Consider the following 20,784-nt stretch of genomic DNA (forward strand, 5'->3'; position numbering starts at 1 on the left):
TGAAGGCCGCTTTCGCGGCCTTTTCCACATTTTAAATCCGGCGTTTGTTCCTGATTTTTATCCTCGCTATGGTGACCGGGCTGTCAACATACATGGAGGACACAGCATGACATCAGGCATTAAAGCATTTTCACTTTCCCTCGTTCTGGCCGGTTTACTTGGCTGCGCCCCGGCACATGCTGCCGCAGAAAAAGCCGGTTCGGCCTCGGTCAGCTCGGCAGCGACGCAGCCTAAGACCGCCTCCGCCAAAACGGCAGAGCAAGGGGAGGGGCTGGTGAGTATCAATAGCGCCCCGGCGGAAGAACTTGCCCAGAAAATGAATGGCGTGGGATTGAAAAAGGCGCAGGCCATCGTCAGCTACCGTGACGAGTTCGGCCCGTTTAAAACGCTAGATCAGCTGCAGGAGGTCCCGGGCATTGGCGCATCGCTGGTAGAACGTAATCTGGCTCGCATAAAACTTTGAGTTTACGTGCTCAGGCTTCCACCTGAAGAGAAAAGTTTGCTACGCTGAGTTAGAGGTCATACCAGTTGTCGGGGTATGGCCTCGCTTACCTTCACCTGATGACAACAAGAACAGAACAAGGGCTTCGCGCTATGCAGACACATATCAAAGTTCGTGGATACCACATGGACGTCTATCAACACGTTAACAACGCCCGTTATCTTGAGTTCCTCGAGGAGGCCCGCTGGGAAGGGCTGGAAAAAACGACTGGCTTCCAGTGGATGACGGAACACAACATCGCTTTTATCGTGGTGAACATCAATATTAGCTACCGCCGTCCGGCGGTACTTGGGGATCTGCTGCGCATTGACAGCAAACTCCAGCAGATTAACGGTAAAAGCGGTGTGTTGAGCCAGGTGGTGACGCTGGATCCTGAAGGCGAAGCCGTGGCCGACGCGCTGCTGACCTTCGTCTGCATTGATTTAAAGACGCAAAAGGCCGTTCCGCTGGAAGGTGAACTGCGTGAGAAACTAGAACAGATGATGAGTGCCTAAAATGGCCGACAAAGAGGGAAAAGCCTGGTTTTCCCTCTTTGTTATTATCAGCCGAAAATCAATGAATTGATTTTCCGGTCTTTTTACAAACTGTCCGGTATTTCTTCTATCGACAGAGGTTTGTGACCACGCCGTTATGTTTTATTTGAGGCCTGTTTTTTGCTTCATTGCGGCCATGACTGCGGGTTTATTGGCCAGATAGTGGTTCAGGCCCTTAGCTCGCAGATTACAGGCGGCGCATTCGCCACAGCCGTCGCCCTGGATGCCGTTGTAGCAGGTCAGCGTCTCCTGGCGGACCGTTTCCAGGCTCTGCCAGTAATCGGCCAGCGCCCAGGTTTCCGCTTTGTCCAGCCACATCAGCGGCGTTTCAAACCGGATATCTCTTGCCATCCCGAGGCTTACCGCATGGTTAAGTGCTTTGACAAACTCGTCGCGGCAGTCCGGGTAGCCAGAGAAGTCCGTTTCGCAGACGCCGGTTATCACGGATTCCGCTTCAACCTGATAAGCGTAAATCGCCGCCAGGGTCAGGAACAGGATATTGCGGCCTGGGACGAAAGTGCTTGGGATGCCTTTGTCCTCCGGGTTATAACCCGGCACCGGAATGCTGTCTCGCGTCAGGCTGCTCACCGCCAGTTCGTTCAGCAGGGTAACGTCCAGGACTTTATGCGCACGGGCGCCAAGTTTCAGCGAGAGCTTTTGGGCCACGTCAATTTCTGCCCGATGGCGCTGACCATAATCAAAGGTCACACAGTGGACTTCATCGTATTGCTGTAAGGCCTGAATCAGGCAAGTGGTGGAGTCCTGTCCGCCGCTGAAAACCACGACTGTACGTTTCATTCTCTATCCTGTCGTTCATTAGGGTGTCTGGAAAAGGCTATGGTAACGTCCCGCCAGGGCGTGAGCCAGCTTCTTCACGTCATTCCCGGCGGCGGGAGCCAGGCTTCGCAAAAATCAAACCAGCCCCAGGCATTCAGTTCAATGCCGTTCACGCCGGGTGGGGCGCTTATCTGGTAGCGATAATTAAACAGCGGTGTGACCACGGCATCCCGCATCAGGCCATGAAAAACGTCTTTCAGCCCTTCATTGCGTTCATAAGAAGGAGGGGAAGCCTGCACGGCATCCAGCGTGGCCTGCAGATGGGCATAATGGCCGGCGCTCAATAAATTGGGCCACAATACATCGCTGCGCAGCCATTGCTCCAGGGTGTATTCCGGCGCTTCGCCAATCAGCCTGTCGCCCATCACGATATCGGCCTGGGCTAAATCTTCGCAGCCAGCCCAGGTTTTAGCGTCGTGAAAAATGACCGTCAGTTCGCAGCCGCGCTCTGCCAGATAGTGCCTGAGCTGAAGAGCCATCGCATGAAGCTCGACCGGCAAATGGTAAACCAGGGTCAGTTTTTTCGGTAACGTGACGGCTGTGTGCGCATCCCAGCCGGGAATCTGCCAGCCAGGGATCATCTCCCTATTGGGCGTGATCAGCTCACTGTTAAGCGGCAGCGAGCCTATCATCTCTGGCTCCCGGACAATCTGCATGATTGTTCTGGCCTGCTCTGCGCTGAGCCTTCCCTGTGGCCTGATGCCTAAATAGCAAAAGCCCAGGCTGATGCTATTACTGACCGGGCGCAGGTTCTCCAGCTCATCCTGCTGGCCGATGGCGATTTGCACCGGATGCAGGCAGCTTGTGCCGAGCGTGGTTTCGAAGAGCTGCGGGGTGATCCAGTATTCGATGGCTTTCAGCAGCGGGTGTTTCAGATGATAACTTTCAAAGCTTTCCAGCCGCACCAGGTTCGGCTTGAAGCTGACAATGCGGAATGGGCCGCAGCCCAGTTGTGTATCCTGCGGATGGGCCAGGCGGCTGCAGTAGCTCGCCAGGCGATGCGCGAGCCAATAGTCCGGCCGATGCAAAATAAAGCGCAGGCACTGCGCGTGAGGGATCTCAATACGCTTGACGCTGATAAACAGCCGCCGCAGGGCGGGCAGCTCGAGCAACATCATCAGCCGCTGTTGAAGCTGATGGGTTTCTACGGGTTCGCCATTGTGCCAGTGCAGGGTTGAGCGAATAAAAAAGTCCCAGCACAGGCCATTGTTTGATATTTGCCAGTGGTGGGCGAGGTCAGGCTGGGGCTCCGGGCTTTCACGGGTAAAGCGCGTGAGGCCGGAAAACACCTGCCCGGCGAGGTGCTGCTCGGCTCTACCCGGCAGAAAACCAGGGGCAACGGGATCGAGAGGGCGATAATAAGGAATACGCAGCGTGGGGACGTCATTTTGCCACTGGCCGCCGAGGAACGGCTGTAATAACTGGCGAAGCTGTTCCGGCGCAAGCTGAGCCAGCTCCAGCGCATTCTGATGCTGGCCCTTATCCAGAACCTGCTCCATCATGCCGGAACGCACGTTTTCCGGCGAAACCAGAAAGGTCAGGTCACCGCGTTTACCGCGGCCAGACTGTGCACGCCAGCGCAGCCAGCCCGCCTCTTCAAGCTGATTAAGCAGCGTCCTGACGTGGCGATCGCTACAAAAACAGCGCTCGGCCAGCTCGGCAACGGTCACCTGCTGCGGTTCCCCGCCGGAAGGCTGCCATAAACGCTGGAATTGATTGAGCCGATTCAGAAGTCGCATAATAAACCCGGAACATTTTTTCCCAAGTATTCACTATTAGTTCCGTATATTCCAGAGGATACTTTTGCCTGTCACGATCACTTCTGGAGTAACCATGGCTCGTCTGGCTGCATTTGATATGGACGGCACGCTGCTGCTGCCCGACCATCACCTTGGGGAAGCAACCCTGAATACGCTGAAGCGCCTGCGTGAAGAGCGCCAGATAACCCTGGCTTTTGCAACCGGCCGCCACGAGCTGGAGATGCGCCATATTCTCGGCAAGATCGATCTCGACGCTTTCCTGATCACCGGCAACGGCACGCGCATTCACAGCATGGAAGGTGAGCTAATGCATCGCAACGATCTCTCGCCGTGGGCGGTAGAGACGGTGCTGCACGGCCACTGGGATACCGAAGCGAGCATGCATGCCTTTAACGATTCAGGTTGGCTAACCAGCCATGAAATCCCGGAGATGCTTCATGCACACGTATACAGCGGTTTCCGGCCACATATCGTCGATCTTCGTCGTTTACCGGCTCACGAGGTCACCAAGATCTGCTTCTGCGGCGATCATGACGATCTGTGCCGCCTGCGCATTCAGCTCAATGAAGCGCTGGGCGATCGCGCCTTTCTTTGCTTCTCGGCAATGGACTGCCTGGAAGTGCTGCCGGTGGGCAGCAACAAGGGCGCAGCGCTTGATGTACTGAGCGCCCACTTAGGTTTGACTCTGCAAGATTGCATGGCATTTGGCGATGCGATGAACGACCGCGAAATGCTCTCGGCGGTTGGGCACGGCCTGATTATGGGCAACGCCATGCCGCAGCTAAAAGCGGATTTACCCCATCTGCCGGTTATCGGCCACTGCCGTAACCAGGCGGTCTCGCACTATTTGACGCACTGGCTGGACACTCCACATCTCACCTATTCCCCCGAATATTGAGACCTTACAGCGCCGGGCATTTCGCCCGGTTTTTTATTTAATCAGACAGCCAATCTCAGCCTTAAACGGTGAGAGATCGCCGATATGATCGTTGACCCAGGCTGAATTGTAGTAGGACTCAAGGTAGCGTTCGCCGCTGTCGCAAAGCAGCGTCACGATAGAACCACTCCGGCCTTCCTCACGCATTCTCGCGGCAAGCTGCAATACGCCCCACATATTGGTGCCGGTTGAGGCCCCCACTTTGCGGCCAAGCTGGGATTCAAGCCATTGCATGGTGGCGACGCTGGCGGCGTCCGGCACGCGCATCATCTCGTCAATCACATCGGGAATAAACGAAGGCTCGCAGCGCGGGCGACCAATCCCTTCGATTTTGCTGCCCACTGCGCTTTTCAGGCCACAGTCGCGCTGCTGCCAGTAATCAAGAAATACTGAGTTCTGCGGATCGACGACGACCAGCTTTGTGTCGTGGCCCTGGAAGCGAAGATAACGACCAATGGTGGCTGAGGTGCCGCCGGTCCCCGCGCTCATCACGATGTAATCCGGTACCGGATTCGGCTCAAGGGTCATCTGGCGGAAAATACTGTCGGCGATATTGTTGTTCCCGCGCCAGTCGGTTGCCCGCTCAGCGTAGGTGAACTGGTCCATATAATGGCCGTTCAGCTCGCGGGCAAGCATTTCCGAAGCGGCGTAAATTTCGCAGGCGCTGTCTACAAAGTGGCAGCGGCCGCCGTAGAATTCGATCTGTTCAATTTTGCGTTTTGCGGTGCTGGCGGGCATTACGGCAATAAACGGCAGGCCAAGCAGACGAGCAAAATAGGCTTCTGACACCGCCGTTGAGCCAGAGGAGGCTTCGATAATCGTGGTGCCTTCTTTAATCCAGCCGTTACACAGCCCGTACAGGAACAGGGAGCGCGCGAGGCGGTGCTTCAGGCTGCCGGTCGGGTGAGTGCTCTCATCCTTCAGATACAGCTGAATACCCGGAAAAGCGGGCAAAGCCAGGCGGATCAGATGCGTATCCGCAGAGCGTTGATAGTCGGCGTTGATCTCGCTGATGGCGTTGGTCACCCAGGTACTGGTCATGGAAAATTCTCATTTATCAATTTGTGCTTAGCGTAATCCAAAGTCAGGATAAAAAAGTTGCCATTTTGCCTGTTTAGCGCTTCCATTAGAGAAAATATTTCTCTCCGGTGGTCTCATGATAGATAAAATTGACCAAAAGCTGCTTGCGATGCTGCAGCAGGACTGTACCCTGTCTTTGCAGGCGCTGGCGGATGCCGTTAATCTGACCACCACCCCGTGCTGGAAACGCTTAAAACGTCTGGAAGACGAAGGCTATATTCGCGGCAAAGTGGCGCTGCTGGACCCGGAAAAACTCGGCCTGGGCCTGACGGCCTTTGTGCTGATTAAAACCCAGCAGCACAGCAGCGAGTGGTACTGCAGATTTGTCTCGGTGGTGGAAGCCATGCCCGAAGTATTGGGGTTCTGGCGCATGGCCGGCGAATATGACTATCTGATTCGGGTTCAGGTCGCCGACATGAAGCGGTACGACGACTTTTATAAGCGGCTGGTGAACGGCATCCCGGGATTAAGCGATGTCACTTCGAGTTTTGCCATGGAACAGATAAAATACACCACAGCATTACCTCTAACTTCCTGATTCCGCAATGTGCGGAACAGTAGCCTCCACTCTTTTGCCCTGGCCGGCAGGCAGCATTTCAGGATCTAAACTTCGTGCGATTATTTGCTCAATTAAGCTGGTACTTCACCCGCGAGTGGCGACGCTACCTCGGCGCGGTGGCATTGCTTATTATCATCGCTATTTTGCAGCTCGTGCCGCCAAAAGTGGTGGGCGTGATTGTGGATGGCGTGGTGCAGCAGAGTCTCTCCTCTCAGCAGGTGCTGATGTGGATTGGCCTGATGCTGCTTATTGCTGTGGTAGTTTATCTGGTGCGCTACGTCTGGCGCGTCCTGCTGTTCGGGGCGTCTTACCAGCTTGCGGTTGAGTTGCGGGAAAACTATTACCGCCAGCTAAGCCGCCACCACCCTGAATTTTATCTCCGTCACCGTACCGGTGACCTCATGGCGCGCGCGACTAACGATGTCGATCGCGTGGTATTCGCCGCGGGGGAAGGGGTGCTAACGCTGGTGGACTCGCTGGTCATGGGGTTGGCGGTGCTGATAGTCATGTCCACCCAAATCAGCTGGGAGCTCACATTGCTGGCGCTTCTGCCGATGCCGATTATGGCCGTGGTGATTAAACGTGACGGCGCGCGTTTGCACGATCGCTTCAAAGTGGCGCAGGCGGCATTCTCAGCCTTAAACGATCGTACTCAGGAAAGCATGACCAGCATCCGCATGATCAAGGCGTTCGGCCTTGAAGACAGGCAGTCGGCGCTGTTTGCCGCAGAAGCTCAGGATGCCGGGGCGAAAAACATGCGCGTCGCGCGCATTGATGCCCGCTTTGACCCCACCATTTATATGGCGATTGGGGCCGCAAACCTTTTAGCCATCGGCGGCGGAAGCTGGATGGTTATCGAGGGCTCGCTTACCCTGGGGCAGCTCACCAGCTTTGTGATGTACCTCGGCCTGATGATATGGCCGATGCTGGCGCTGGCCTGGATGTTCAATATTGTCGAACGAGGAAGTGCGGCCTACAGCCGCATCCGCGCGATGCTGGAAGAAGAGCCGGGCGTGGTCGACGGCGATAAAACGCTGCCGGAAGGGCGGGCTGAACTGGTGGCTTCGATTCGCCAGTTCCACTACCCGCAGACTGCTCAGCCGACGCTGCAAAACGTCAACTTCACCCTTAAACCGGGTGAAATGCTTGGCCTGTGCGGGCCAACGGGGTCCGGTAAAAGCACGATTCTCGCGCTGATCCAGCGTCATTTCGACGTGGAAGAGGGCGATATTCGCTACCACGATATTCCGCTCACGGCGCTGAAAATTGACGGCTGGAGAAGCCGTCTGGCTATCGTGAACCAGACGCCGTTCCTGTTCTCTGACACCGTGGCCAGCAACATTGCGCTGGGTAAACCGGGTGCCACCCAGGAGGACATTGAGCGTGTCGCTCGCCTGGCCAGCGTTCATGAAGATATCCTGCGCTTGCCGCAAGGGTACGATACCGAAGTGGGTGAGCGTGGGGTCATGCTTTCGGGTGGGCAAAAACAGCGTATCTCTATTGCCAGGGCGCTGCTGCTTGATGCCGAAATCCTGATTCTGGATGACGCGCTTTCCGCAGTAGATGGCCGCACCGAGCACCAAATTCTGCACAACCTGCGCGAGTGGGGTGAACACCGCACGGTCATTATCAGCGCCCACCGCCTGTCTGCATTAACGGAAGCTAGCGAGATCCTGGTGATGCAGCACGGGCATATCGCCCAGCGTGGCAGCCATGATGCGCTCGCGTCTCAGCCGGGCTGGTATCGGGATATGTACCGCTATCAACAGCTGGAGGCCGCGCTGGACGAAGCCCCGGAGCAGGAAGATGTCAGGGAGAGCGCCAATGAGTCGTAAACAACAGTGGCCTACCATTAAACGCCTGCTGGCTTACGGATCGCCGTGGCGCAAACCGCTGGGTGGGGCGATGCTGATGCTCTGGGTTGCGGCTGCCGCTGAGGTTTGTGGCCCGGTGCTGGTGAGCTATTTTATTGATAACCTGGTGGCGAAAAACCAGATGCCGCTTGGCCTGGCGGCCGGACTGGCGGTGGCTTATATCCTGTTGTCGATTAGCGCTGCCGGGCTGCACTACCTTCAGGCGCTGCTGTTTAACCGCGCGGCGGTAGGTGTGGTGCAAAAACTGCGTACCGATGTCATGGACGCTGCGCTGCGCCAGCCGCTAAGTGCGTTTGACACGCAGCCGGTAGGGCAATTGATCTCGCGCGTAACAAACGACACCGAAGTGATCCGGGACCTGTATGTTACCGTTGTGGCAACGGTGCTGCGCAGCGCGGCACTGATCGGCGCTATGCTGGTGGCGATGTTCACGCTCGACTGGCGCATGGCGCTGGTGGCGATCACCATCTTCCCAGCGGTTATCGCCGTGATGTTTATCTACCAGCGCTACAGCACGCCGATTGTGCGCCGGGTACGCAGCTATCTGGCGGACATCAACGACGGGTTTAATGAAGTCATCAACGGCATGAGCGTGATTCAGCAGTTCCGCCAGCAGGCCCGCTTCGGCGAACGCATGGGGCAGGCAAGCCGCTCTCACTACCTGGCGCGGATGCAAACCCTGCGGCTTGATGGCTGGCTTCTGCGGCCGCTGCTTAGCCTGTTTTCGGCGATGATTCTGTGTGGCCTGCTGATGCTGTTCGGCTTCACCTCGCGCGGTACCATCGAAGTTGGCGTGCTATATGCCTTTATTAACTACCTTGGCCGCCTGAACGAACCGCTTATTGAGCTGACCACCCAGCAATCCATTCTGCAACAGGCGGTGGTGGCCGGGGAACGCGTGTTTGAGCTGATGGACGGCAAACGTCAGGATTACGGCAATGACAACCGGCCCCTCGCCAGCGGCGCGATCAGCGTCGACAACGTCTCATTTGCCTACCGTGGCGATCGCCTGGTGCTGCAGGACATTAATCTGGAAGTGCCTTCGCGGAGCTTTATTGCCCTGGTCGGGCATACCGGCAGCGGAAAAAGCACCCTGGCCAACCTGCTGATGGGCTATTACCCGTTAACGAAAGGCGAAATACGCCTCGATGGCCGGCCGCTGGACTCCCTCAGCCATGAAACGCTGCGCCGCGGCGTGGCGATGGTGCAGCAGGATCCGGTGGTGATGGCCGATTCGTTCTTTGCCAACGTAACCCTGGGGCGGGACATCAGCGAAGAGAGGGTCTGGCAGGCGCTGGAGACGGTTCAGTTGGCCGAACTGGCGCGAGCGCTGCCGGAAGGTATCCATACCCGCCTGGGCGAGCAGGGGAACAATCTCTCCGTTGGCCAGAAGCAGCTGCTTGCTCTGGCGCGCGTGCTGGTTGAAGCCCCGCAGATCCTGATCCTCGACGAAGCCACGGCGAATATCGACTCCGGCACCGAGCAGGCTATTCAGCGGGCGCTGGCGGTAGTTCGTCAGCACACAACCCTGGTGGTGATTGCCCACCGTTTGTCTACCATCACCGATGCCGACACGATTCTGGTGCTGCATCGCGGGCAGGCCGTGGAGCGCGGTACGCACAGTGAACTTCTGGCACAGCAGGGCCGCTACTGGCAGATGTATCAGCTTCAGTTAGCCGGTGAGGAACTGGCCGCCGCCGCGCAGGAAGAATCGCTCACGGCCTGATGCACCACAACTATGCAACGCGACGCATAAAAACCTTCGCTTCTCCGCGTTGGTGCAAAACAAAAACGCATCCTGCACCGCAGTGGTGCGTTTTTTCTTTTCAGACTAATCCCGCCCGATCCGACGCCTTCATCTGGCTTTCCGGTAACCCGCCTGAAGCCTGAAAACGCGCTGAATAATCCTGTTTTTTTATTCCTGGCATGGGCTTTGCTTTGCTCTCTAGGTGCAGGTAACGACCTAATTCTGAGTGGAGAGAATTTATGAAGCTGGTAACCGTGGTAATCAAACCGTTCAAGCTTGAAGACGTGCGTGAAGCGCTCTCTTCAATCGGTATTCAGGGGCTTACCGTGACCGAAGTGAAAGGTTTCGGCCGCCAGAAAGGCCATGCGGAGCTTTACCGTGGCGCCGAGTACAGCGTCAACTTTCTGCCTAAAGTAAAAATCGATGTTGCTATTGCTGACGACCAGCTCGATGAAGTCATCGACGTGATCAGCAAAGCCGCCTACACCGGCAAAATCGGTGATGGGAAAATCTTCGTTGCAGAACTGCAACGCGTTATTCGTATTCGTACCGGCGAAGCCGACGAAGCCGCTCTGTAACTGCTGGCAAGCCTTGATTGGGATGGGAAAAATGAAAAAATTAGCTGCACTCCTTGGTTTAGGCACCCTGGCATTACTGCCAACGCTCGCCTTCGCTGCGGACGCGCCTGCGGTCGCGGACAAAGCCGACAACGCCTTTATGATGATATGCACCGCGCTGGTGCTGTTTATGACCATCCCTGGCCTTGCGCTGTTTTACGGCGGTCTGATTCGCTCTAAAAACGTGCTGTCGATGCTGACGCAAATCTCCGTCACCTTCGCCCTGGTTTGCGTGCTGTGGGTCGTGTATGGCTATAGCCTGGCGTTTGGCACCGGCAATAACTTCTTCGGCAGCTTTGACTGGGTGATGCTGAAAAATATCCAGTTGAAAGCGCTGATGGGCACTTTCTATCAGTATATTCATGTGGCGTTCCAGGGCTCTTTCGCCTGTATTACCGTTGGACTGGTGGTAGGGTCTCTCTCCGAACGCGTGCGCTTCTCTGCAGTGGTAATTTTTGCTGCCGTCTGGCTGACGCTCTCTTATGTGCCAATTGCGCACATGGTCTGGGGCGGCGGTATTCTGGCTACGCACGGCGCGCTGGACTTCGCGGGCGGTACAGTCGTGCACATTAACGCCGCTGTTGCTGGCTTAGTAGGTGCTTACCTGGTGGGTAAACGTGTTGGCTTCGGCAAAGAAGCGTTCAAGCCGCACAACCTGCCAATGGTGTTTATCGGCACCGCAATCCTCTACTTCGGCTGGTTCGGTTTCAACGCCGGTTCTGCAAGTGCGGCCAACGAAATCGCTGCGCTGGCGTTCGTGAACACCGTTGTCGCCACTGCGGCGGCGATTCTCTCCTGGGTCTTTGGCGAGTGGGCGCTGCGCGGTAAACCTTCTCTGCTGGGTGCCTGTTCCGGTGCTATCGCGGGTCTGGTGGGTATTACCCCGGCGTGTGGCTACGTTGGCGTGGGCGGTGCACTGCTGATTGGTCTGGTTGTTGGTCTGGCCGGTCTGTGGGGCGTGACGACGCTGAAAAAATGGCTGAACGTGGATGACCCATGTGATGTGTTCGGCGTGCACGGCGTCTGCGGCATCATCGGGTGCATCATGACCGGTATCTTTGCGGCAACTTCTCTGGGCGGCGTGGGTTATGCAGAAGGCGTGACTATGGGGCATCAGCTTCTGGTTCAGCTTGAAAGCGTGGCAATTACCATTGTCTGGTCCGGCGTGGTGGCGTTCATCGCGTTCAAGATTGCTGACCTGACCGTAGGTCTGCGTGTTCCAGAAGAGCAGGAACGCGAAGGCCTGGATGTTAACAGCCACGGCGAAAACGCGTACAACAACTGATTCGTTATCAAAACCTCGCCCGGTTGGACGAGGTTTTACTTCTCTCTAAATGCCACCTGTTATGCAGGTGGTTTTTTTATTTCAGCGTTAACTACCCGCGATGGCGCATGACGCCTTCCTGAACCGTCGACGCGACCAGCACGCCATCCTGCGTATAAAACTCTCCACGGACAAAGCCGCGAGCGCTCGACGCGGAGGTGCTTTCCACGCTATACAGCAGCCATTCGTTCATGTCGAACGGACGATGGAACCACATTGAGTGATCGATAGTCGCGACCTGCATCCCCGGTTCCAGGAAACCTACGCCATGCGGCTGTAGGGCGACCGGCAAGAAATTGAAGTCGGAGGCGTAGCCGAGCAGATACTGATGCACGCGCAGATCCTGCGGCATGTTGCCGTTCGCGCGGATCCAGACCTGGCGGGAAGGTTGATCGACATGGCCTTTCAGCGGGTTGTGGAATACGGCCGGGCGAATTTCCAGCGGCTTTTCGCTAAGAAACTTCTCTTTCGCATGCGGCGGGAGGAATTTTTCCAGAGAGCGGGCGATGTCCGTTTCGGACGGCAGGCTATCCGGTTTTGGCGCTGGGGGCATCTCTTTCTGGTGCTCATAGCCAGATTCAGGGGCCTGGAATGACGCGGTCATATAGAAAATCGGCTTGCCGTTCTGCACCGCAGCAACGCGGCGGGCGCTAAAACTGTTGCCGTCGCGCAGGGTTTCTACGTCATAAACAATGGGCTTTTGGCTGTCGCCCGGGCGTAAAAAATAGCTGTGGAAAGAGTGAACAAGGCGCTCTTCCGGTACGGTTTCTTTAGCTGCGTAAAGCGCCTGGCCGACCACTTGCCCACCAAACACCTGACGCAGGCCTAAATCCTCGCTTTGGCCACGGAACAATCCCTCTTCAATTTTTTCCAGGTTAAGTAACGCCAATAAATTGCTGAGCGCCTGACTCATAAAATGTCCTCAATAAAAGGGAATGCGGCAAATTTTCTCGATTATAACATGCCCGTAAACAGCGTATTTGATGCACTGCCGCTGGGAACATTCCTGGTTTTCAGCAGAATTCAGTGATCTGTGCCACACTTAAGCCGTTAAGCGCGTTTTTCAACGGGGTTAGTCCCCGGCGCGACATTGATAATAAGGAGAAAAAATCAATGAAACTTGTGCCTATGTTAAGTGCTTTGGCTATCGCGGTTGCTGTTGCAGGTTGCGCACACAAGAGTGCTGATGTGCCTACTCCTGCGCCGAGTGCATCCGCTGGGGCCGCATCTGCCCAGCAATCTAACATCGCAATGCCTAACGTCTCCGGTACGGCATGGATCCGTCAGCGGGTTGCTCTGCCGCCAGATGCCGTGCTGACGGTGACTGTCTCTGACGCTTCACTGGCCGATGCCCCTTCGAAAGTCATTGCTCAGAAAGTCACGCGTACCGAAGGTAAACAGGCGCCTTTCAGCTTTGTGATCCCGTTCAACCCGGCTGACATTCAGCCGAACGCGCGTATCCTGCTGAGTGCCGCCATCACCGTGGACGGTAAGCTGATGTTTATCACCGATACCTTCCAGCCGGTGATCAACCAGGGCGGGACGAAGGCCGACCTGACGCTGGTGCCGGTACAAAATACGGCGATTCCAGTTCAGCAAGGCGGTGGGGCGGCAACAACCGTGCCATCCACCTCGCCGACTCAGGTCACGCCATCTTCAGCGGTGCCTGCGCCAACAACTTACTAAAGCGAAACGCCCCCAAATTGGGGGCGTTTTAATATTTCCAGCGGTAACGCAGCATATCAATATGACCGTCGCCTGACACCATCACTCCTTCAGAAAGCAGCGCCTGGCGCTGACGCTGGAGATCGGGTCCTGTCAGTGAAATCACACCCTGCCGGTTCACCACCCGATGCCACGGTAAACGGCTGCCTTCGGGCAGACGCTTGAGTACGCCACCCACCTGGCGGGCAGCCCGGGGCGACCCGGCAAGCGCGGCAATTTCGCCGTAGGTGGTCACGCAACCTTCGGGAATGGCGGCAACAATTTGGTAAACGCGCTGTGGAAAGGAATCGTGCTTATCCATAGAGAACTCCTGGCAAAATCGCTTTTAAGGATAATCGGCGACGGAGAAAGCACCAAGTTAAACCGTTGATGCGCAATAAACCAACACCTGACCGCCGCTGGCTTGCAATTCGCGGGGGGGATGTGGATAATGCGCCAGCGCGTTGGATAACAACGCTCTCAATGGGGGCCCTGTTGGTTCTCCCGCAACACTAACTTGTGAACTCGGTCAGGTCCGGAAGGAAGCAGCCGCAGCAGGCGACGTGTGTGCCGGGATGTAGCTGGCAGGGCCCCCACCCAATTCTGGCTACCCCTTAGCCAGCAATGTTTTAGTCATACGCTTTTCTCCCCATCCTAAGTTGATCCCAGCCGCTGCCAGCAAAATCATCGCGCCACCGATAAACTGAATCGGGCTCAGACTGTGATGGAAGACGAAGCGATCCACGATCACCGCCACAATGGGGTAGATAAACGAGAGTGAGGCGGTAATTGACGTCGGCAGCTTTTGGATCGCGCCATACAGCAACTGGTACATAATGCCGGTATGCACTATGCCCAGCGTGGCGACAATTCCCCAATGCGTGAATGTCATATGCGACTGGAAATCTACCAGTGGCAGCAGTAGCAGCGTGCCGACGGCCACCTGAACGAGTGCGATTTGCTGTGGAGGAATGCCCCTCAACTGGCGTGTGATAAGCGCCGTCAGGGCATAAAAGAACGCGGCGCCCAGCGCCAGCACGATGCCCAAAAGCCAGCCACCATTCCCGTCATGATTTAGCCCGCTTGAGAGCACAAGCAGCATGCCGATAAAGGATGCTCCCAGCCAAAGCCACTTGCTGCGGCTGACTTTCTCTTTCAGGATAAAAACGCCCATCCCGACCAGCATCAGCGGCTGCGTATTGTACAGGACCGTGGCAAGCCCAATGGACGTTCGTGAATAGGCAGCGAACAGCAGCAGCCAGTTGACGACCAGCGCCACGCCGCCGAGGGCGGATATCGCAACGACCCTGCGGGTCAGATGGCTGCGCCAGTTACCGCTCATCAGGCCCAATATGAACAGCGTAATAGTCGCAAACACGCAGCGCCAGAAAACGACGTTGGCGATAGGCTGCTGAGATATTACTACGAGGGCGCCGATGGTGCCGGAGATGAGCATCGCCACAATCATTTGCAGGCTGCCGGTTCTTATCTCGCGAATCATTTTGTCTCTCCAGAATAAAGAACTTTATTCTGCGCACTGCGGCGAACTCGTTGAAGTGTAAAAATTAGGTTATAAGATACTTTTGCCTTTATAAATGAGATAAAAATGAGTGATTACCTTCCTGATGATATCGACAGGCATATTCTGACTATTCTTGCGGCGGATGCGCGTATCTCCCTGAAAGTGCTTAGTGGAAAAATTGGTCTCTCTTCACCGAGCACGGCAGAACGAGTAAAGCGGCTGGAGGAACGCGGCGTGATTAACGGCTACACCATGAACGCCAATCTCACGGCTCTGGGTTACACCCTGCAGGGACTGGTTCGCATGAAACCGTTACCGGGTATGCTGCATAAAGTGGAGAAGATGATTCAGGCGATTCCCGAGTGTATAGAATGCGACAAAATCACCGGTGAAGATTGCTTCATCATCCGGCTGGTGATCCGCTCTATTGAGCAACTTGATGAAATTCTTGATGAGCTGGCTGAGTTTGCCCAGTGCAATACGTCTATCGTCAAAAGCACGCCGGTGAAACGCAGGCTGCCGCCTTTGTAAATAAACCTGATATATTTTCCGGGTATTTGAATTATGACAGAAATATTAAATTTATCTCACTGGCTGGATCTTATTTATTCTCTATAGTATTAAACACCAACCTCTGTTTAAGCACTAAGGATTTGCAATGACGACGGCTACGCTGAACGTAAAAATAAGCATCGAGTTAAAAGAGAAGATTCGTCACTATGCGGAAGAGAATAGTGAAACCCTGGCAAGCGTAACGGAACGACTTCTGTCCAAAGCCTTTGACGAGCTCGACAGCGACGTGGGCGTCGATGAAGATGATGTGGACAGTCAGCATACTTCTGAGGCCCGCGTGACGCCATTAAACGATCGTGAGATCAAGGCATTGCGTAAACTGTTGAAGAAGAAAAAATGAACGCCGGTACGGACAGTACCGCCTACAGCTATCAGCAAGCCTGTGAGTTATTGCGTTCAGGTTACCTGAAAAAAGTGAAGCTGGGCTGGAATATTGGCAGCGATGAGTTTTTCCGCATTGCTTCAGACTGGTGCGATACCGGGGCCAGTATTAAAAAAGAGGGTGAACATTTCACCATCACCCTAAAAGGGTTCGCTATTCCCAGAATTTCACAAAACTAATTTGTTGCATCGCCTTATTGCTGTGCTTGCAGAATAATATTTCCCTCTTTTATTTTAGAGGGAAATATTTCGCTTTCTAAAATACCATTCCCCGCAGACTTTCATTTCTTGTTGCCGCCAGGTGATGCCAAAGCGGCTGCAGCCGCTGCAGGGCAAGCTGCATCTCTGCGGGTTCAAGGCTGAAGGGAAGGCGTAAAAAGCGCTCAAAAGCCCCATCGACCCCAAACCTTGGCCCGGCACCGATCCGAATGCCCTGACTCTCGGCGGCGGCGGCAAAAATCGTGGCCAGCGGTTTCGGTAGTTCCACCCACCACGACAGGCCGCCTTCCGGGGGCGATGTTTGCCAGTCCGGGAACAGCGCTTGCATCGCGGCGAAGCTGGTTTCGCAGCGTTGGCGCAGCATCTCTCTGCGCTGAGGCAAGAACTGCGCCGCGTCGGTAAACAACTGCGTGGCAGCCAGTTGCTCCAGCAGAGGCGTCCCTAAATCAAAGGTATTGCGGATTTGTATCAGCGAACTGATGGTTTTGCCTGAAGCCCTTATCCAGCCGAGGCGCAGCCCGCCCCAGAAACTTTTCCCGGCGGAGCCGAGCGAGATGGTGTGTTCTTCCGGGCCAAAAGCCGCCAGGGGAGGAGGAGGAGGGGCATCAAACCAGAGATCGGCCATCGTTTCGTCCACAACCAGCGTGGTGTGGCTGCGGGCGGCTATCTCGTTCACCCTTTGGCGCGTGGCCGCATCCATACAGCGGCCAGTTGGGTTATGGAAATCTGGAATCAAGTAAGCCAGCCGGGGAGAAGTCTGGGCGATAGTCGCCGCTAAACCGTCAACATCCCAACCGATTGCGGGCAGGCTGACCGGCACGGGGCGGCAGGAGGCGCCGCGAATCGCCGCCAACGCCATCGGGTAAGTGGGATGGTCTACGACGACACGATCGCCCGGGCCGGTGAACAGTCTAAGTATTAGCCCCAGTCCGCTGACGGCACCGTTGACCACCATGATTTGGTCAGGCGTCGTGGGTAATCCCCGTGACGCATAATGCCGCGCAATTGCTTCTCTTAGCTCCGGCAATCCCTGGCTGTCATAGCCGGTTGAGGACAAATGTTCCGGCAGGAAAGTGAGGGCGGTGGAGTAGGCCCGATGAATTTCCGGCCCGGCGCTGAGGGCGGCGGTGGAGAGATCCAGTACCGGAGCATTACCGGGTAAGGGGGAAATGGCCGGGCTGCTCTCGGGCAGCATGGTGACGGAGCCTGAGCCCTGGCGGCTCAGCAGATACCCTTCCTCCCTGAGCTGCGCCAGCGCAGAGGCCACCGTGGTGCGGCTCACGCCCAGTGCGCCAGAAAGCTCTCTTTCCCCCGGCAGCCTGCTGTCGAGCGGTAGGCGGCCATCCAGGATCAGCAGCCGTAGCCCGTCCGCCAGTTGCCGATAGACAGGCGAGCGGGATGAGGCCTGATGCCAGTGGCCCAGCAGGCGTGTTAAAGATGAAATTCCGATTCTGCGCAGCGTCATAGCAGTCCACTTTCTGATAACTGGACCTTAATACTAGGTCCATTTTGCGAGAGGGTATAGCCATAAAAACACACTGAGGATCTTTGTCATGATGGCTCGTCGCCTGCTGCAGCTTTATACCGGCCTGGTCTTTTACGGCATTTCAACCGCCATGTTCGTGCGTGCCGATCTGGGCGCGGACCCGTGGAACGTTTTCCACCTCGGCGTGGCCAGGCTTTTTTCGCTCAACCTCGGGCTGGTGATGATTATTGTGGGGGCGCTGGTGTTGCTGCTGTGGATCCCGCTGCGTCAGCGTCCAGGCCTTGGCACCATTAGCAACGTGATTGTGTTGGGGCTGGCGGCGGATGCCACGCTGGCGCTAATGCCGCCGCTGGAATCGCTTCTTGCGCGCTCCGTTTTGCTGGTCGGTGCTTTGGTGGTTAACGCCCTGGCGACGGGCATGTATATCGGCGCTGGTTTTGGTGCCGGGCCGCGAGATGGGCTGATGACCGGGATCCATGCCAGAACGGGCTGGTCGGTGCGCAGCGTGCGTACCGCCATTGAGGTGACCGTACTGATCTCCGGCTGGCTGATGGGCGGCAGTTTTGGCGTGGGCACCGTGCTTTATGCGTTAGCTATCGGGCCTCTCATTCAGCTTTGCCTGCCGTGGTTTCGCGTTAAGCCGTTGAATAACACAGCGACTCCTGCACAGGAAGCTACATTCTGATGCCGTAGCTGTGCTAAACATTATCTTCCGGAGAATAATAATTGCTTAAAACGGGAGAGAGTATGCGGCACGAGATTGTGAGTAAACCCGCGCTGAACTGGAACAGCTTTCAGCTGGCAGAGATATTAACCCACTGTTTTGAACAGTACGTGGTGCCTTTTCGTCTGGAAGGGGAAACGTTCGGCTGGCGTTTTGCCTCAGAAGATCTTTTCCCAGGCGACAGCCCTATCTGGCTTTACCGTGGAGAGCCCAAAGCCATGGCGCTGGTGACACGACGCGGGCAAACCTGCCGCCTGGCCGCGTTTGCGATTCGCCCGGAACTGCGCGGGCAGGGTTTAGGCAAGATCTTCATTCAGCAGCTTATTGATGCCGCGCGCGAGCGCGGGGATAAGCAATTTTATCTGGAAGTGATTTTAGGCAACGAAGGCGGGCTGGCGCTCTATGAGCGAATGGGCTTTGTGCCCCAGCAAACGCTGGTGGGCTTCCAGTCTGCAGGTGTTCCTGAAGGCGAGGCCGACGGCGAACTGCTGGAAATCGATCCGCTGCAAATGACCCATAGAATGATGGCCGCTAACGATGCGCCGCTGCCGTGGCTTTGCGCGGCTGAAACGCTGTATAAGCTGCCCGGTAAGGCTTTTGTACTGGATGAAGTGGCTTATGCGATGGTCGTTCCCGGCGAAATACCGAAGCTCAGAGGGCTGTTTGTTGAGCCGTATGCGCGACGATCCGGGAAGGCAAAAAAGCTGCTGGCTTTACTTCAGCGCCAGTTCCCTGGATTAGTGACTATTCCCAGCCTGCCCGAAACCGTTTCGCCGGTGTTTTTAGGCAGCGGCTTTACCCAGGATAAGATTCGGCAATACGAGATGAAGCTTACCTTGTAGGCAGAGAAGGTGAGGGCGAAGGCCCTCACCCTGCAAGTTACAGCACGCCCTGAGCCAGCATAGCGTCCGCGACTTTTACGAACCCGGCGATGTTCGCGCCGCGAACGTACTGGGTTTGTTTTCCTTCGCCACCGTAATCCACGCAGGCCTGATGAATATCAAGCATGATGTGGTGCAGGCGAATATCTACTTTTTCGGCCTTCCAGCTCAGACGGGCCGCATTCTGCGCCATTTCCAGCCCGGACGTTGCTACACCGCCTGCGTTTGCCGCTTTACCCGGCGCGAACAGCACGCCAGCTTCCACAAACAGATCCGTCGCAACAATCGTGGTTGGCATATTTGCCCCTTCGGCTACCGCCTTCACGCCGTTGGCGATAAGCGTTTTGGCAGCATCGACGTCCAGCTCGTTCTGTGTAGCACAAGGCAGAGCGATATCGACCGGCACGCTCCACGGCTGCTGGCCTTCCAGATAAGTCAGGCCAAACTCTCGGGCATAGTCGGCGACGCGGCCATCGCGGCTGGCTTTGATTTCGCACAGGCGGGTCAGTTTCTCTGCGTTAAAGCCTGCTTCATCTACCACGGTGCCGTTGGAGTCAGACGCCGTGACCACGCGAGCGCCGAGCGACATGGCTTTTTCAATCGCATACTGAGCGACGTTGCCGGAGCCGGAAACCGCCACGCGCAGGCCTTCAAAGCCCAGGCCGTGGCGCTGCAGCATGGCATCGGTGAAGTAGATCAGGCCGTAGCCGGTTGCTTCCGGGCGGATCAGACTGCCGCCGAACGACAGCCCTTTGCCGGTAAACACGCAGGCGGTGTTGTTGGAGAGCTTTTTCATCATCCCCGCCATGTAGCCGACTTCGCGGCCACCAACGCCGATATCCCCCGCCGGGACGTCGGTGTCCGGGCCAAGGTGGCGATAAAGCTCCAGCATCAGCGCCTGGCAAAAGCGCATGATTTCGCCTTCGCTTTTGCCCTTCGGATTAAAGTCGCTGCCGCCTTTGCCGCCGCCCATCGGTAGCGTGGTGAGGGCGTTTTTAAAGGTCTGTTCAAAGCCGAGGAATTTGAGGATCGACAGATTAACGGAAGGGTGGAAGCGCATGCCGCCTTTGAACGGGCCAATGGCCGAGTTGAACTGCACGCGCCAGGCCCGGTTCACCTGCACCTGATTGTTGTCGTCCACCCAGGCGACGCGGAACTGAATCACGCGTTCTGGCTCAACCAGACGTTCGAGCAGCGCCTGCTGGCGGTATTGCGGATTGTTTTCCAGAAACGGCCACAGCGTGCTCATCACTTCGCGAACCGCCTGAGCGAATTCTACCTGGTGCGGATCGCGGGACTGTACTGAGGTTAAAAAGCCTTCGAGGGATAATGCTTGAGCCATCAGAGGTAACTCCTTGTTGAAAATTATGTTGTCTGTCTTTTTTTGGGTGATTTTTCGACTATAACATTTTCTTATGAACGGGCATCAAGCGATTTTTTCACCGGAAAGGCAATAAAGAAGGGAAGCGTTTAGTCGGGCTATTAACCCTAAAAAAATCTAAATTTCGGTCTAATAACAGACAA

The 20,784-nt window shown here is 56.1% G+C and carries 22 protein-coding genes and 1 other RNA gene; 15 read left to right on the top strand and 8 right to left on the bottom strand.

All coding sequences use genetic code 11. The features are described 5' to 3' along the window. The first annotated feature begins 106 nt into the window (after positions 1-106). Entirely contained in the window at positions 107-463 is a 357-nt protein-coding gene (locus tag WFN87_RS04880; protein WP_336982991.1) for a ComEA family DNA-binding protein, read from the top strand. 131 nt (positions 464-594) lie between these two features. Beyond that, positions 595-996, top strand: coding sequence for a YbgC/FadM family acyl-CoA thioesterase (locus WFN87_RS04885; protein ID WP_336982990.1), 402 nt, complete (start codon positions 595-597; stop codon positions 994-996). Positions 997-1,137: 141 nt separating this feature from the next. Here the strand turns inward: WFN87_RS04885 and queC are convergent, their stop codons facing one another. Beyond that, entirely contained in the window at positions 1,138-1,833 is a 696-nt protein-coding gene (gene queC / locus WFN87_RS04890) for a 7-cyano-7-deazaguanine synthase QueC (RefSeq protein ID WP_166876078.1), read from the bottom strand. 74 nt (positions 1,834-1,907) lie between these two features. Further along, positions 1,908-3,611, bottom strand: coding sequence for an SgrR family transcriptional regulator (locus tag WFN87_RS04895; protein ID WP_336982989.1), 1,704 nt, complete (start codon positions 3,609-3,611; stop codon positions 1,908-1,910). Positions 3,612-3,705: 94 nt separating this feature from the next. Between WFN87_RS04895 and cof the strand changes: the two genes are divergently transcribed. Then, positions 3,706-4,530, top strand: a complete 825-nt coding sequence (gene cof / locus WFN87_RS04900; protein ID WP_166994434.1) for an HMP-PP phosphatase — start codon at positions 3,706-3,708, stop codon at positions 4,528-4,530. Positions 4,531-4,563: 33 nt separating this feature from the next. Here the strand turns inward: cof and WFN87_RS04905 are convergent, their stop codons facing one another. Continuing rightward, complete coding sequence (locus WFN87_RS04905) at positions 4,564-5,610, bottom strand: PLP-dependent cysteine synthase family protein (protein ID WP_336982988.1); 1,047 nt, start codon at positions 5,608-5,610, stop codon at positions 4,564-4,566. A 115-nt stretch (positions 5,611-5,725) separates the two neighbouring features. On the opposite strand from WFN87_RS04905, the gene WFN87_RS04910 reads away from it, so the two are divergent. The 5 genes from WFN87_RS04910 to amtB all read left to right on the top strand — a co-directional run bounded on the left by WFN87_RS04910 (position 5,726) and on the right by amtB (position 11,731). Further along, the gene (locus WFN87_RS04910; RefSeq protein ID WP_336982987.1) at positions 5,726-6,187 is read left to right on the top strand and encodes an Lrp/AsnC family transcriptional regulator; all 462 of its coding nucleotides are present in this window, start codon (positions 5,726-5,728) and stop codon (positions 6,185-6,187) included. Positions 6,188-6,261: 74 nt separating this feature from the next. Further along, on the top strand, positions 6,262-8,043 hold the full coding sequence (locus WFN87_RS04915) for a SmdA family multidrug ABC transporter permease/ATP-binding protein (protein WP_336982986.1): 1,782 nt from the start codon (positions 6,262-6,264) through the stop codon (positions 8,041-8,043). After that, positions 8,033-9,808, top strand: coding sequence for a SmdB family multidrug efflux ABC transporter permease/ATP-binding protein (locus WFN87_RS04920; RefSeq protein ID WP_336708303.1), 1,776 nt, complete (start codon positions 8,033-8,035; stop codon positions 9,806-9,808). Before WFN87_RS04915 ends, WFN87_RS04920 begins: the two co-directional genes overlap by 11 nt. Positions 9,809-10,068: 260 nt before the next feature. Next, positions 10,069-10,407, top strand: coding sequence for a P-II family nitrogen regulator (gene glnK / locus WFN87_RS04925; protein ID WP_002891893.1), 339 nt, complete (start codon positions 10,069-10,071; stop codon positions 10,405-10,407). A gap of 31 nt (positions 10,408-10,438) precedes the next feature. Next, positions 10,439-11,731: an ammonium transporter AmtB gene (gene amtB / locus WFN87_RS04930; RefSeq protein WP_336982985.1), complete on the top strand. Its 1,293-nt coding sequence runs from the start codon at positions 10,439-10,441 to the stop codon at positions 11,729-11,731. A 91-nt stretch (positions 11,732-11,822) separates the two neighbouring features. Here amtB and tesB read toward each other — a convergent pair whose 3' ends face one another. Next, positions 11,823-12,683, bottom strand: a complete 861-nt coding sequence (gene tesB, locus WFN87_RS04935; protein ID WP_166994444.1) for an acyl-CoA thioesterase II — start codon at positions 12,681-12,683, stop codon at positions 11,823-11,825. Between the two features lie 200 nt (positions 12,684-12,883). Between tesB and WFN87_RS04940 the strand changes: the two genes are divergently transcribed. Then, on the top strand, positions 12,884-13,456 hold the full coding sequence (locus WFN87_RS04940; RefSeq protein ID WP_034807615.1) for a YbaY family lipoprotein: 573 nt from the start codon (positions 12,884-12,886) through the stop codon (positions 13,454-13,456). Between the two features lie 28 nt (positions 13,457-13,484). On the opposite strand, the gene WFN87_RS04945 is transcribed toward WFN87_RS04940, so the two are convergent. Further along, the gene (locus WFN87_RS04945; RefSeq protein ID WP_008454656.1) at positions 13,485-13,796 is read right to left on the bottom strand and encodes an MGMT family protein; all 312 of its coding nucleotides are present in this window, start codon (positions 13,794-13,796) and stop codon (positions 13,485-13,487) included. Positions 13,797-13,967: 171 nt separating this feature from the next. On the opposite strand from WFN87_RS04945, the gene ffs reads away from it, so the two are divergent. Continuing rightward, positions 13,968-14,064: signal recognition particle sRNA small type (ffs, locus tag WFN87_RS04950), an RNA gene on the top strand. A 17-nt stretch (positions 14,065-14,081) separates the two neighbouring features. Here ffs and WFN87_RS04955 read toward each other — a convergent pair. Beyond that, a complete protein-coding gene (locus WFN87_RS04955; protein ID WP_166994447.1) occupies positions 14,082-14,975 on the bottom strand; it encodes an EamA family transporter in 894 nt (297 codons plus the stop codon). A 105-nt stretch (positions 14,976-15,080) separates the two neighbouring features. Between WFN87_RS04955 and WFN87_RS04960 the strand changes: the two genes are divergently transcribed. From WFN87_RS04960 to WFN87_RS04970, 3 genes are all read left to right on the top strand, one after another. Next, positions 15,081-15,527 (top strand): Lrp/AsnC family transcriptional regulator, encoded by a 447-nt coding sequence (locus WFN87_RS04960; protein ID WP_008454658.1) that lies wholly within the window; start codon positions 15,081-15,083, stop codon positions 15,525-15,527. 127 nt (positions 15,528-15,654) lie between these two features. Further along, complete coding sequence (locus tag WFN87_RS04965) at positions 15,655-15,909, top strand: hypothetical protein (protein ID WP_008454659.1); 255 nt, start codon at positions 15,655-15,657, stop codon at positions 15,907-15,909. After that, positions 15,906-16,130, top strand: coding sequence for a hypothetical protein (locus WFN87_RS04970; RefSeq protein ID WP_008454666.1), 225 nt, complete (start codon positions 15,906-15,908; stop codon positions 16,128-16,130). The genes WFN87_RS04965 and WFN87_RS04970 overlap by 4 nt, the downstream gene beginning before the upstream one ends. A 76-nt stretch (positions 16,131-16,206) precedes the next feature. Here the strand turns inward: WFN87_RS04970 and yczR are convergent, their stop codons facing one another. Then, the gene (gene yczR, locus WFN87_RS04975; protein WP_336982140.1) at positions 16,207-17,634 is read right to left on the bottom strand and encodes a MocR-like transcription factor YczR; all 1,428 of its coding nucleotides are present in this window, start codon (positions 17,632-17,634) and stop codon (positions 16,207-16,209) included. A 91-nt stretch (positions 17,635-17,725) separates the two neighbouring features. Between yczR and yczE the strand changes: the two genes are divergently transcribed. Then, entirely contained in the window at positions 17,726-18,340 is a 615-nt protein-coding gene (yczE, locus tag WFN87_RS04980) for a membrane protein YczE (protein WP_166876631.1), read from the top strand. Between the two features lie 62 nt (positions 18,341-18,402). Then, positions 18,403-19,221 (top strand): GNAT family N-acetyltransferase, encoded by an 819-nt coding sequence (locus tag WFN87_RS04985; RefSeq protein WP_336982142.1) that lies wholly within the window; start codon positions 18,403-18,405, stop codon positions 19,219-19,221. Between the two features lie 37 nt (positions 19,222-19,258). On the opposite strand, the gene gdhA is transcribed toward WFN87_RS04985, so the two are convergent. Further along, positions 19,259-20,602: an NADP-specific glutamate dehydrogenase gene (gene gdhA, locus WFN87_RS04990; protein WP_336982144.1), complete on the bottom strand. Its 1,344-nt coding sequence runs from the start codon at positions 20,600-20,602 to the stop codon at positions 19,259-19,261. Positions 20,603-20,784: the final 182 nt, after the last annotated feature.

The sequence above is a fragment of the Cedecea sp. AS113 genome (assembly GCF_037152415.1).
In the GTDB taxonomy this organism is placed as follows: domain Bacteria; phylum Pseudomonadota; class Gammaproteobacteria; order Enterobacterales; family Enterobacteriaceae; genus Cedecea.